Consider the following 13810-nt stretch of genomic DNA (forward strand, 5'->3'; position numbering starts at 1 on the left):
CGGGACATTTGAGGTTGCGTCGATGAAACCGGACAACACGATGGCGGGCGCGTCCACTGAGGCGGACGCGGCGCTCGCAGGCAGCGCGTCTCCCAGCTTCCTCGCGGGCGGCGGCGAGATGGGCAGTCTGATTCGCGCCTACGACTGGCGCGCGACGCCGCTCGGCGTGCCCGACGGCTGGCCGCAAAGCCTGAAGACGGCGATCCGTATCATGCTCACGTCGCGCCAGCCGATCTGGATCGGCTGGGGGCCGGACCTGATTTTCTTCTACAACGATCCATACAAGTCGATCATCGGTGGCAAGCATCCCGTTGCGCTCGGACAGCCGACGTCGGTGGTGTGGCGCGAAATCTGGAGCGAGATTCAGCCGCTGCTGGAGACGGCGCTAACGGGCATCGAAGGCACGTTCACGGAACAGAAGCTCCTGATCATGGAGCGCAACGGCTATCCGGAAGAAACGTACTACACGTTCTCCTACAGCCCGATTCCCGACGATCACGGCGGCACGGGCGGCATCATCTGCGCGAACAGCGACGATACCGTGCGCGTCCTCGGTGAACGCCAGTTGCGCCTGTTGCGCGAAATCGGCGCGGCGACACGCGACGCGCTGTCGTGGCGCGACGTCTGCGAGCGCAGCGTGCGCGCGCTCGAAAGCGATCCTTACGACGTCACCTTCGCGCTGTTCTATCAGACCGAGCCGGGCGGCGCTTCGGCGTCGCTGGCGGGCGCATGCGGCATCGGCGCGGGACATCCCGCCGCGCCGCAATCTATCGATGCCGCGACCAGCCCCGTGTGGCCGTTCGCGGAGGTGCTGCGCAGCCAGCGTCTCGCCATCGTGTCGGATCTCACGGAGCGTTTCGACGCGCCGTTGCCTACGGGCGCATGGCAGCGGCCGAGCGCGCAGGCGGCCGTGCTGCCCGTGCAGCCGTCGGGCGAAGCGGGGCGCGGCGGCGTGCTGGTCGTCGGGCTGAATCCGTACCGGCTCGTCGACGACAACTACCGCTCGTTTCTCACGCTGGTCGCGCGGCAGATGGGCGCGGCGCTCGGCTACGCTGACGCCTACGAAGAAGAGCGGCGGCGCGCGGAAGCGCTCGCGGAAATCGACCGCGCGAAAACGACTTTCTTCTCGAACATCAGTCACGAATTCCGCACGCCGCTCACGCTGATGCTGGGCCCGCTCGAAGAACTGCTCGCGAAACCTGAAGCGGCCAACACGGCTGACCGGCCGCTGCTCGAAGTCACGCATCGCAATGGCTTGCGGCTGCTGAAGCTCGTGAATGCGCTGCTCGATTTCTCGCGCATCGAGGCTGGGCGCATCGAGATTCATCCGCAGCCGACCGATCTCGCGATGTTCACCGCAGATCTCGCGTCGCTGTTCCGCTCGGCGGTCGAGTCGGCGGGCATGACGCTCGAAGTCGATTGCGAACCGTTGCCGCATCCCGTGTCGATTGATCGCGAGATGTGGGAAAAGGTCGTGCTCAATCTGCTGTCGAACGCGTTCAAGTTTACGCTCACGGGCAACATCGCGGTGAGCCTGAAAATGACGCAGGGCGGCAGCATCGAAATGAGCGTCACCGATTCGGGCATCGGCATCCCCGCGCATGAGATTCCGCGCCTGTTTGAACGTTTCCATCGAGTCGAGGGCGCGGTGGGGCGGTCGGTCGAAGGGAGCGGAATCGGGCTTGCGCTCGTCAGCGAGCTGGTACGGCTGCATGACGGTGCGATTCATGTCGAGAGCGAGCTTGGCGTCGGCACGCGTTTTACGGTCGTGCTGCCGGCTACGGTATCGATGGACCCTGCGTCGAGCGACAGCGCGCGTGCAACGACGAGCGCGAACGCGCATAGCTACGCCGACGCTGCGCTGCGCTGGCTGCCCGATGCGTACTCGGCCGCCAGTGCCGACGATCTGAGCACGCTGCGCGGCGCCGGCGATACGCCATCCGTCGAGATGACGGGCGAAGCGACGGGCAAGCTGCTCGTCGTCGACGACAACGCCGATCTGCGCGACTACATGCGGCGCATTCTGTCGGCGGCGGGTCATGAAGTGCATGTCGCGGGCGACGGCGAGGAAGCGCTCGCCGCCGCGCGCAACCTGCAGCCCGACCTGATCGTGTCCGACGTGATGATGCCGAAGCTCGACGGCTTTGGCTTGTTGCGCGCGTTGCGCGACGACGCCGAGCTGCGCGAGACGCCCGTGCTGCTGCTGTCGGCGCGCGCGGGCGAAGAGGCGAAAGTGGGCGGCCTCGAATCAGGCGCCGACGACTATCTGACCAAGCCGTTCGCGGCGCGCGAACTGCTTGCGCGCGTCGCAGGCAATCTGCAACTCGCGCGCTTGCGGCGCGAAACGGGCAACCGTCTGCGCGAGGAATCGCGCACGCTCGAAATCCTCAACCGTGTCGGCACCGCGGTCGCGGCGGAACTCGACCTGAACCGCGCGGTGCAGGTCGTCGTCGATGCCGCGACGGAGCTGACGGCCGCCGCGTTCGGCTCGTTCTTCTACAACGTACAGGACGACAAGGGCGGCAGCTACATGCTGTACACGCTGTCGGGTGTGCCGAAAGACACCTTCGCGAAGTTTCCGATGCCGCGCAACACGGCCGTGTTCGCCCCGACGTTCATGGGTCACGGCATCGTGCGTTCCGACGACATCACGAAAGACCCGCGCTACGGCCGCAACCCGCCGCATCGCGGCATGCCCGAAGGCCATCTGCAGGTGCGCAGCTATCTTGCCGCGCCCGTCGTGTCGCGCACGGGCGAAGTGCTCGGCGGCCTGTTCTTCGGACATCCGACACCGGGCGTGTTCACCGCGCGCGCGGAGCGCCTTGTCGAAGGCATCGCCGCGCAGGCCGCGACGGCCATCGACAACGCGCGGCTCTACCAGGCCGCGCAGCGCGAAATCACCGAACGCACCAAGGCCGAAGAGGCGCTGCGCGAGCTGAACGAAACGCTCGAGGCGCGCGTGATCGAAGCCGTCGCGGATCGCGACCGTCTGTGGGACTTCAGTGAAGATCTGCTGGTGGTCGCGGGTTTCAATGGCGAGTTGCAGCGCATCAGTCCTTCGTGGACACGCGTGCTCGGTCACGACGCGCACTGGCTCGCGTTGCAGTCGTATTTCTCGTTGATTCATACCGACGACCATTCCATGGTCAAAGCGCACCTCGACGAACTGCGCCGCACCGGCGCGCCGATGCGCTTCGAAAACCGGCTGAGGCATATCGACGGGACGTGGCGCTGGATCGCGTGGACGCTTTCGCTCGATCCCGATACGAAGCGCATTCACGGCGTCGGTCGCGACGTGACGAGCGACCGTGAAACGCAGGAAGCGCTGCGTCACGCGGAAGAAGCGTTGCGCGTCGCGCAGAAGATGGAGGCGATCGGCAAGCTGACGGGCGGCGTCGCGCATGACTTCAACAATCTGCTGCAAGTGATTGGCGGCAATCTGCAACTGCTCGCCGACGACGTCGTTGGCCAGGAACGGTCCACACAACGCGTGCGCAATGCGCTCGGGGGCGTCGCGCGCGGCGCGAAGCTCGCGTCGCAACTGCTCGCGTTCGGCCGCCGCCAGCCGCTCGCGCCGAAGGTGGTGAACCTCGGGCGCTTCGTGCGCGGTCTCGACGACATGCTGCGGCGCGCGCTCGGCGACGGCATCGAGATCGAGACGATCGTGTCGGGCGGATTGTGGAACACGCTCGTCGATCCGTTCCAGGTGGAGAACGCGCTGCTCAATCTCGCGATCAACGCGCGCGATGCGATGGACGGTCACGGCAAGCTGACTATCGAAGCGGGCAACGCATCGCTCGACGATGCGTACGCAAAGCGCCACGCCGACGTCACGCCCGGCCAGTACGTGATGGTCGCCGTCACCGATACGGGCTCGGGCATGTCGGCCGATGTGCAGGAGCATGTGTTCGAGCCGTTCTTCACGACCAAGCCCGAAGGGCAAGGCACGGGCCTCGGCCTGAGCATGGTGTATGGCTTCGTCAAGCAGTCGGGCGGCCACGTGAAGATCTATAGCGAGATGGGGCACGGCACGACGATCCGCCTGTATCTGCCCCGCGTGCGCGGGGAAGAGGATCTCGAAACGGATGTCGACGCGGGCCCGGCCAAAGGCGGTGCGGAAACGATTCTCGTCGTCGAGGACGATGAGGACGTGCGCACGACGGTCGTCGAGATGCTGGCGTCGCTCGGCTATCGCGTGCTGAAGGCGAAGGATGCGCAAAGCGCGCTGGCGATCGTCGAAAGCGGCGTGCCGATCCATCTGCTTTTCACCGACGTCGTGATGCCTGGGCCGCTGCGCAGCACGGAGTTGGCGCGCAAGGCGCGCGAGCGGCAGCCGGGCATCGCGGTGCTGTTCACGTCGGGCTACACGGATAACGCGATCGTTCACGCGGGGCGGCTGGATGAGGGCGTCGAGCTGTTGAGCAAGCCGTATTCGCAGGAAGCGCTCGCGCGAAAGATCCAGCATGCGCTGCGCCTGCAGTACGCGCGGCCGGAGGGCACCGTCACGCTGCAGGCGGAGGACTCGCAAACCGTCAGGTATGTTGATCGGCACCACAACGAGACGTTCGACGCGATCCGTGATCTACGCATCCTGTTCGTCGAAGATGACGAATTGGTTCGCGTCAGCACGGCAGAGCTGTTGCGCACTTTCGGGCTCGAAGTTGCCGAAGCGGAGAGTGCGGCGCAAGCGTCGCAGATGCTGGGCGAGCGCAACTTCGATGTGCTGTTGACGGACATCGGACTGGCGGGTGCGTCCGGCGTCGATCTGGCCATCGATGCCGCCGCGCGCCAGCCCGGTATGCGCGTGATTTTCGTCACGGGCTCGGACGCGGTGCTGTCGCCGCAGGAGCAGACGCAATTGCAGAACGTCGCGCAATTGCGCAAGCCGTACGATCCGCTCGATCTCGTCAATGCATTGCGCGGGTGCGTCGAATGATGCTGCGTCGCGTCCGGCTCAGTAGGTGATCGTCGCGATCGGGCAGCGGTGGCCGCAACTACTCGCGAGAAGAACGAGCCATAGCGCGCGCTTCATGGTCAAGGCGTCTTGCAGGTGGACGGGCCGAACGTCGGCGGTCTTCGTTCTCGCCGCCTCTATTCAGCATTGCGGCAATGCGATGTGGACATGTCGGGTGGCAACGGGCGTTGTTTTTTTATCCGGGTGATATTGCATTTTATATTTATACCCGGATAAAATATGTGCATCGATTCCACATGATGCGAGGCACGACATGACAACTCACGCAATAACCTGCACGGCTTTCGAAGGCGTTCGACGTCTCGCGTCGGGCGCGTTGAAGGACGTCGCGCTGGCGGTCAAGGCGGCGATTGACCGCGACGGCGGCGCTTCCGTGCTGATCTTCGACGACCAGACCAGCCGTCCCATCGAACTGGATCTGCGAGGCTCCGCGAGCGACGTGCTTGCAAGGCTCGCCGATCAGCAAGACGGTGAAGCGCGCCAAACCGAACCGGCGAGCGACGAACCTGCGGCCTCGCGCGGTCGCGGCCGGCCGAAGCTGGGTGTCGTCGCGCGTGAGGTCACGCTGCTGCCGAGGCATTGGGAATGGCTGAACGGGCAGCAGGGCGGCGCATCGGTTGCGCTGCGCAAGCTTGTCGACGCGGCGCGGGGCGCGAGCGAAGGAAAGGACCGCATGCGGCAGGCGCAGGAAGCGGCGTATCGGTTCATGACGGCGATGGCGGGGGATCTCGCCGGTTACGAAGAAGCGACGCGCGCGCTGTATGCGAACGACGCCGCCCGCTTCGATGCCATGACAGCCGCATGGCCCGTCGACGTGCGCGATCACACGCGCAAGCTGGCGAAGCGTGCGCTCGATGTGGATGCGTCGGGGAATGCCTGAAGCCTGATCGCGCAAAGCCGAAAACCAGCAGGCGAAAAAAAACCGCTCATGCCGGGGAGCATGAGCGGAAAGTCGGAGAGTTACAACATCGCTTGCGCTACTCAATCGGGGTCACGCAGCCTGTGCAGTGTAGGGAAGTGGACATGCGTTCCGATATCAGATAACTCCCAAAGCGTGATTCTCGAAGGCCGCGGCGCTTCGGCTCGTAGCAGGCAAACCACTTCGTGCAAACCCTCATGCCGGCTTTCTTATGCCGTGCATCCGTTCATCAAGTCCGCATAACGGGCGCCGTAAAAGCATTGCAGCCCGCCGGCCCGCGTGCTTGCGACTCAACCCGTCAAAGCACGGCTGATGAACTGTCGAGGATCTCACGATGAAGTGGTTTGACCGCATGACTGTCTGGAGGAAGCTGTTGATCGCGTTTGCGACCGTGATCGGTTTTGGTGTGGCGGTTGGCGTGGCGGGATTGTCGGCGCTGGCGTCGATGCACGGCATCACGGAAGAAATATCGAGCCGCCACATGGACGGCCTCTACTGGATGGAAGAGGCGAACCGCTACAAGATCGACACCGATCTCGACGCGGCCAACCTCGGCTACGCGCCCGACGACGCCGCGCGTCAGAAGTTGAAGGACGACATCGTTGCGTCGCTGAAGCACATGCACGACGGGTACGCGCGATATCGCGAGACGATTGCGGGCGACGGCGGGCAATCGCTGTACGACGACGTGCTGCGCAAGACCGAGACGTGGGAAGCGATCGTGCATCAACAGATCGGGCTGCAGCCGATACCTGCCGGCATCGATAACGCCGAGCTGGTACAGCGCGCGATCGCCGCGAGCGAGGCGCTGCGTGACAAGATCGTCGCGCTAATCGACTACCGCCGGCAGCAGGCGAACGTCGCGCAGCACGAGGCAAGCGCGGAATACGCGAGCATGCGCGTGGTGCTGTCGCTGCTGGTGCTGGCGTCGATGGTGGTGGGCGCGGGGTTCGCGTGGCTGATCGCGCGACGTCTGACGCGCCAGCTTGGCGGCGAGCCGGATTACGCAGCGCAGATCGCGAGCCGCATCGCAGCAGGCGATCTGGGCGTGCGTGTCGACACGAAACCCGGCGACACCGCGAGCCTGCTCTACGCGCTCGCCGACATGCGTGAGCAACTGGCTGCGATCGTCGGCAAGATCAGCGAGTCGAGCGAATCGATCCTGCTTGCTTCGGGCGAAATCGCGCAGGGCAATACCGATCTGTCGCAACGCACCGAGGAGCAGGCCGCGTCGTTGGAAGAAACGGCATCGAGCATGGAGCAACTGACAGCGACCGTCCGCCAGAACGCCGACAACGCGCAGCAGGCGGGCGGCGTCGCGGCAGGCGCGTCGGAAGTGGCCGTGCGTGGCAGCGGCCTCGTCGGCGATGTGGTCGAGACGATGCGCGAGCTCGCGGCCGGCTCCAAGCGGATGACGGACATCATCGGGGTGATCGAGAGCATCGCGTTCCAGACGAATATCCTCGCGCTCAACGCCGCGGTCGAAGCGGCGCGCGCAGGCGAACAGGGGCGCGGCTTCGCGGTCGTCGCGGGCGAAGTGCGCGCGCTTGCGCAACGCAGCGCGGTGTCGGCGAAAGAGATCAAGGAACTGATCGAAAGCTCGACGTCGCGCGTAGACAGCGGCGCGGTGCTCGCCGAGCGCGCGGGCCGGACGATGACGGAAGTCACGCAGGCCGTGCAGCGGATGACGGACATCATGGGTGAGATTTCGGCGGCATCGAGCGAGCAGAGCACGGGCATCGAACAGGTGAACCGCGCCGTCGCGCAGATGGACGAAGTCACCCAGCAGAACGCGGCGCTCGTCGAGCAGGCGGCGGCTGCGGCGGGCGCGATGGCCGACCAGGCACGGCATCTGAAGACAACCGTCGCGGTGTTTTCGCTTTGATACAACACGGACGCAACACCGCCGCGCGTACACATTTCACGCTGCTTGTCAGCGCCAGGCGCTCTCCGTACACTCGCGCGTAGTTCAAGAATCCCATCCTGGACCGCGCTGCGGCATCACGCAAAAAGGCGGCGCTTCCATACAAGATCTACGCCAATAGAGGAGAACCCCCGCGATGGCCGATTCCTATTTTCCACGCTGGCGTGTCCAGTCCAAGAGCGTCGAGGGGCGCGTCGTCAATACCGACGAGCGTCTCCCCGGGCCGCAAATGCTGGCAATGGGCATCCAGCACGTCGTCGCGATGTTCGGCTCGACGGTGCTTGCGCCGCTCCTGATGGGCTTCGATCCCAATCTTTGCATCTTCATGTCGGGGATCGGCACGTTGCTGTTCTTCGTGCTGGTCGGTGGCCGCGTGCCGAGCTATCTCGGTTCGAGCTTCGCGTTCATCGGTCTGGTGATCGCGATCACCGGCTACACCGGGCACGGCCCGAACATGAACATACCCGTCGCGCTTGGCGGGATCATCGCGTGCGGGGTGGTGTACGTCATCATCGGATTGATCGTGTCCGCCGTCGGGACCGCATGGATCGAGACGCTGATGCCGCCCGTCGTGACGGGTTCGATCGTTGCCGTGATCGGCCTGAATCTCGCGCCGATCGCCGTCAAGGGCGTGAGCGGCAGCGCCTTCGATTCATACATGGCGCTCGTCACCGTGCTGTGCGTCGGCGCCGTGGCCGTGTTCACGCGGGGCATGTTGCAGCGGCTGCTGATTCTCGTCGGCTTGCTGATCGCTTACGTGATCTACGCGATCGTCACGAACGGGATGGGCATGGGCAAGCCGATCGACTTCTCGGTCGTCGCGAATGCCGCGTGGTTCGGCATGCCGCATTTCACGGCGCCCGTCTTCAGCGGTCAGGCGATGGCGCTGCTCGCGCCCGTCGCGGTGATCCTCGTTGCCGAGAACCTCGGTCACATCAAGGCCGTTAGCGCGATGACGGGACAGAACCTCGATGGCTACATTGGCCGCGCGTTCATCGGCGATGGTCTCGCGACGGTCGTGTCCGGCTTCGCAGGCGGCACGGGCGTCACGACGTACGCGGAAAACATCGGCGTGATGGCCGTCACGAAGATCTACTCGACGCTCGTGTTCGTGATCGCCGCGGTGATCGCGCTGGTGCTCGGCTTCTCGCCGAAGTTCGGCGCGGTGATCCAGACCATTCCCGGCCCGGTGCTGGGCGGCGTGTCGATCGTCGTGTTCGGCTTGATCGCGGTGACGGGCGCGCGCATCTGGGTCGTCAACAAGGTCGACTTCTCCGACAACCGTAATCTGATCGTCGCCGCCGTGACGCTGGTGCTCGGCGCGGGCGACTTCTCGCTGAAGTTCGGCGGCTTTGCGCTCGGCGGCATCGGCACTGCGACGTTCGGCGCGATCATTCTGTACGCGCTGCTGCGTCGTAAAGGTCCGCAAGAACCCGCTGTCTGATGCAGACATCTGCTTGAGTACAACGGGCGCCCGCAGTTCAGCGAGGCGCCCGTTTTCTTTACTTCTTCCCTTTTCCGCGCGTCAGCAACGCGGTCTCCGACAGATCCACCTCGCGCATCAGCTTGTTCATCGTGTCGTCGTTGATCAACTGACTGCCGCGCAAGTCGAGCAACGTCACGCGTTCGGCGCGCATCGCTGCGAGCTTCATCTGAAACTCGAATGCCTCTGAGCGACGTGCGCTTTCGGCGGGTTCCAGGTCGTCGTCGAGCGTTGCGAGGCGGCGGCGGTAGATGTCCATCACGCGCGCCGTCACATCGGCGGCATGGGCGGATGAGGCTTCGTCGAGATCGGCGGTAGCGTTTTCCTGATAGCGGTCGATTGCGCGGATTGCCGCTTGCGCCGCCTGAATGCGCGCCATGCGTTCTTCGGCGGCATGCGGATCGGGCCGGCGGCGCGCGCCGTTCATCAATAGCGGCAAGCCGATCACGGCGACGAACAGCGACACGAGAATCACGCCCGACGCGATGAAGATCGCGAGATCGCGTCCAGGCAGCGGCTGTCCATTCGACAACGCGACGGGCAGCGACAACACGCCCGCGAGTGTCACCGCGCCCCGCACGCCCGCGATGGTCGTCATCGATACGGTGCGCAGGCCGGGCACCGCATTCGCGACGCCTTGCTTCGCCGCGCCCCGGCTCGCGAACCAGCGCAGCAACCAGACCCACACGAAGCGCAACGCGTACAGCGCCACCGCGACGGCGGCGACATAGAAGATCAGCCGCAACTCGGAGCCGCTTGCTTCTTCATGCGCGTCGAGCAGCGCGCGGCCGATGATGTGCGGAAACTGCAGGCCGAGCAGGATAAAGACCATGCCATTGAAGACGAATTCGATCATCGTCCACGTGACGCTCGCCCGCACGCGCGCCGACGCGGGGCTCGCGGTCGTGAACGTCGAGTAGTTCATCGTCATGCCGGCGGCGACGGCGGCGAGAATGCCGGAAAACTCGAAGTGCTCGGCAAACAGATACGCGGCGAACGGAATCAGCATCGTCATGACGACGCCGGGCGCGGGGTCGCCTTCTTCGGTGAGATTGAGAAAGCGCGTCGACGCGAAGCTGAAGAGCCACGCGACGGCCGCGCCCGTCGCCAGCCCGCCGAGCGCGATGATCACAAAACTCACCGACGCGTCGCGCAGCGAGAACACGCCCGTCAACGCGGCCGCGATGGCGAACTTCAGCGCGACGAGGCCGGACGCGTCGTTCATCAGCGCTTCGCCTTCGAGGATATGCATCAGATGCTCGGGCAAGCGGTTGCGCCCGGCGATACCCGACAGCGCGACGGCGTCCGTCGGCGACAGCACGGCGGCGAGCGCGAACGCGATGGGCAGCGAGATCGACGGCACCATCGCGTGAATGAAGTAGCCGACCGCGACCACGGTCATGAACACGAGGCCGAGCGCGAGCATCAGGATCGCGCGACGCTGCATGAAGAACTCGCGCTTGGGGATGCGCCAGCCATCCGCGAACAGCAGTGGCGGAATGAACAGCATCATGAAGAGTTCGGGATCGAACGTCACATGCAGGCCAAGGCGCGGCCATGCGAGCAGCGCACCGAACACGATCTGCACGAGCGGCAGCGGCAGCTTGAGCGGCACCAGCCGCACCACGACGCCCGAAGCGGCGACGGCGAGCAGCAGGATCAAAACGGTGAAGACGATATCCATCGGAAACGGGAGTGAGGAAACAGGCAGTGGCGCGCAACGGGAAGAGCAACACTTGAGACGACCCATCGCGACATGAAACGCCGCGTCTGGAAAGACGATGCGGCGCGTCGGTCAGCCCGAAGTGTAGCCCGACGGGATGACATCGCGCTTCGAAGGCTGCAAGTCGTCCGAAAGCAAGATGCACCGCCGCGGTGCATTGCGCGCCCTCGCGCGACGCATGTGCGCTTCGCGCGGTGCAGTCCTCCATGCAAACTTCGTTTGTAGGTGCGCCACCGTGCGCATGGAGCTTGCTTAATAGGAACTGATAACGCACATTTCGAGGACGGCGGCGGCACTTCGCCTTTGCGACTTGCCCGCCGTGCTTTTGCGTGAGAGGACTGCATGACGATTGCGCAACAGGAAAGAACAACGGTGCCGCACGGCTTCGAGCTCAGCATGACCTCGGGCCTGCAGCGCTATTCGGTACAACACGGCGACCTGACGCTGACGAGCGTCTTTCAGCCGATATTCAGCCTGTCGCACATGCGTGCCGTGGGCTATGAAGGCTTGCTGCGCGCGCACGATCCATTCGACCGCGCGGTGTCGCCCGTCGATGTGTTCGGCCAGGCGGCGCGCGTCGGCGACGTGTTGCATGTCGACCGGCTCGCACAGTCGCTGCATCTCGAGAACTTCAAGGTGCTCGGCGCGGAGCGCGAGTGGCTGTTTCTCAACGTCCATCCGGGCGTGCTGATCGACTCGTACCATTCGGCGGCGCTGCTGGCGAACCTGCGGCGGTTGAACCTGTCGCCGCGGCGCATCGTGCTCGAAGTGCTCGAACAGAGCGCGGAAGACATCGAGCGTCTGGCCGATGCCGTGCGCCAGTTCCGCGAGCGCGGCTTCCTGATTGCGCTCGACGACTTTGGCGCTGGGCATTCGAACATCGAGCGCATCTGGCAGCTGAATCCCGATATCGTGAAGCTCGATCGCATCATGCTGTCGCATGCGGCACATCGCGCGGACGTTGCGTCGATACTGCCGGGTCTTGTCGCGCTGCTGCACGAAGCGGGCAAGCTGGTGCTGATCGAAGGTGTCGAGACGGAGCACGAGGCGCACATGGCGATGGAGTGCAACGTCGATTTCGTGCAGGGCTTTTTCTTTGGACGCCCGCATCCGGGTCTTGCCGACGCGACGCATGCGGCAGCGTGCATCGGCGAGCTGACCGATCGTTATCAGACGCAGACTGAGGAGCGCGAGCGGCGCAACGCGTCGCGGCTCGCGCCGTACATTCGCGCGTTCGAGCGCGCGGCTGAGCGGCTTGCCGCTGGCGAACTGCTCGACGAAGTGTGCTGGAATTTTCTTGCGCTCGATCACGCGGCGCGTTGCTATCTGCTCGACGACAAAGGCCGGCAGGCCGGACGTAATGTCGTGCTGCGTGCCGACCGTGCTTCGCACGAGACGCGTTTCTTGCCGCTATCCGATGCGCAAGGCGCGAACTGGCTGCGGCGCCCGTATTTTCGTGCGGCGATGGAGGCACCTGAGCGCGTGCATGTGACGCGGCCCTATCTGTCGATCAACGAGGCGGTGCCGTGCGTGACGTTATCGGTGGCGACGCAGATTGGCGCGCGCACTTGCGTGCTGTGCGGCGATATCGACTGGTTCGAGGAGCCGCACTTCTGAGATCATGTGGGTTTCGTTTTTCACGACGTGATTCTCTGATATGCGAAGCGAACGGGTATTGCTCGAAGTCATCGCGACGACGGTTGCAGATGCTGTGGCCGCTGCGCGCGGCGGTGCGGATCGGCTTGAACTGATTACGGCGATGGGCGAGGGTGGGTTGACGCCGAGCATCGGGATGATCGAGGCCGTGGTCGCGGCGGTGTCGATTCCCGTTAATGTGATTGTGCGGCCGCATAGCCGGTCGTTTGTCTATGATGCTGATGACTTTGCGGTCATGTTGCGCGATGTGCGCGCGGCTAAGTTGGCTGGGGCCAATGCGGTTGTGATTGGGATGTTGACTGCGTCGCGTGAGGTTGATCGGGAAGGGTTGTTGCGGGTCGTTGACGTTGCCGATGGGATGCCCATCACGTTTCATCGTGCGTTTGATGATGCGCGTGATTTGCATGAGGCGCTTGATGTGCTGCTTGAGGTTGATGCTGTTACTAACGTGTTGACCTCAGGTGGCAAGGGTTCAGTGCTCGACGCTATGGATGAGGTTCGAGCGCTCGTTGCGCGGGCTGCGCAATCGCATTGCACTGTGCTGGCGGGGGCTGGGTTTACCGTCGATCGTGTTGCTGGTTTTGTTCGCGCTACGCGCGTCGAGGCTGTGCATTTTGGATCGGGGGTTAGGGATGTTGCTGTCGGGTCTGTTTGTGAGGAGAAGGTGAGGGAGGTTCGGGGTTTGTTGGGCGGGTGATGCTCTGGTTTCTGGTTTGCTTGTTGTTGCGCTGGCATTCGCTATGGGTTCGGGTTGTGGGGTTGCGTTTGCGCTGGCGTCCGCGATTTGCCTTTGTGCTTCGGGCGTTGCGCCTATGCGTTTGCCTTTGCGCTGGCATCCGCGCTTTGCCTTCGTGCTTCGGGCGTTGCTCCTGTGCGTTTGCCTTTGCGCTGGCATCCGCGCTATGCCTTCGTGCTTCGGGCGTTGCGCCTGTGCGTTTGCCTTTGCGCTGGCATCCGCGTTTTGCCTTCGCGCTTCAGGCGTCGCCCCTGTGCGGGGCGGCACCTACTTTTCTTTGCCGCCGCAAAGAAAAGTAGGCAAAAGAAAGCGGCTCACACCGCCAACATTTCTTCCTGCCTGAGGGCCCCCAACCGGTCCCGCACTTCACACGGCAATCACGTGACTCATGTTC

General features: G+C 64.3%; 7 protein-coding genes. 6 read left to right on the top strand and 1 reads right to left on the bottom strand.

Annotated elements, in window-relative coordinates:
* Positions 1-22 precede the first annotated feature (22 nt).
* From C2L65_RS00770 to C2L65_RS00785, 4 genes are all read left to right on the top strand, one after another.
* Positions 23-4936, top strand: a complete 4914-nt coding sequence (locus tag C2L65_RS00770; RefSeq protein WP_042314429.1) for a response regulator — start codon at positions 23-25, stop codon at positions 4934-4936.
* 292 nt (positions 4937-5228) lie between these two features.
* The gene (locus tag C2L65_RS00775) at positions 5229-5855 is read left to right on the top strand and encodes a DUF2239 family protein (protein WP_042314428.1); all 627 of its coding nucleotides are present in this window, start codon (positions 5229-5231) and stop codon (positions 5853-5855) included.
* A gap of 373 nt (positions 5856-6228) precedes the next feature.
* Positions 6229-7779, top strand: coding sequence for a methyl-accepting chemotaxis protein (locus tag C2L65_RS00780; RefSeq protein ID WP_042314427.1), 1551 nt, complete (start codon positions 6229-6231; stop codon positions 7777-7779).
* 175 nt (positions 7780-7954) lie between these two features.
* Positions 7955-9262, top strand: a complete 1308-nt coding sequence (locus C2L65_RS00785; protein ID WP_042314426.1) for a solute carrier family 23 protein — start codon at positions 7955-7957, stop codon at positions 9260-9262.
* Positions 9263-9320: 58 nt separating this feature from the next.
* Here the strand turns inward: C2L65_RS00785 and C2L65_RS00790 are convergent, their stop codons facing one another.
* Complete coding sequence (locus tag C2L65_RS00790; RefSeq protein WP_042314425.1) at positions 9321-10985, bottom strand: Na+/H+ antiporter; 1665 nt, start codon at positions 10983-10985, stop codon at positions 9321-9323.
* 381 nt (positions 10986-11366) lie between these two features.
* On the opposite strand from C2L65_RS00790, the gene C2L65_RS00795 reads away from it, so the two are divergent.
* Together C2L65_RS00795 and C2L65_RS00800 are read left to right on the top strand one after the other, a co-directional pair.
* Positions 11367-12641, top strand: coding sequence for a sensor domain-containing phosphodiesterase (locus C2L65_RS00795; RefSeq protein WP_042314424.1), 1275 nt, complete (start codon positions 11367-11369; stop codon positions 12639-12641).
* Between the two features lie 40 nt (positions 12642-12681).
* Positions 12682-13377, top strand: a complete 696-nt coding sequence (locus C2L65_RS00800) for a copper homeostasis protein CutC (protein ID WP_042314423.1) — start codon at positions 12682-12684, stop codon at positions 13375-13377.
* Positions 13378-13810: the final 433 nt, after the last annotated feature.

This window comes from Paraburkholderia terrae (assembly GCF_002902925.1).
Lineage (GTDB): Bacteria > Pseudomonadota > Gammaproteobacteria > Burkholderiales > Burkholderiaceae > Paraburkholderia > Paraburkholderia terrae.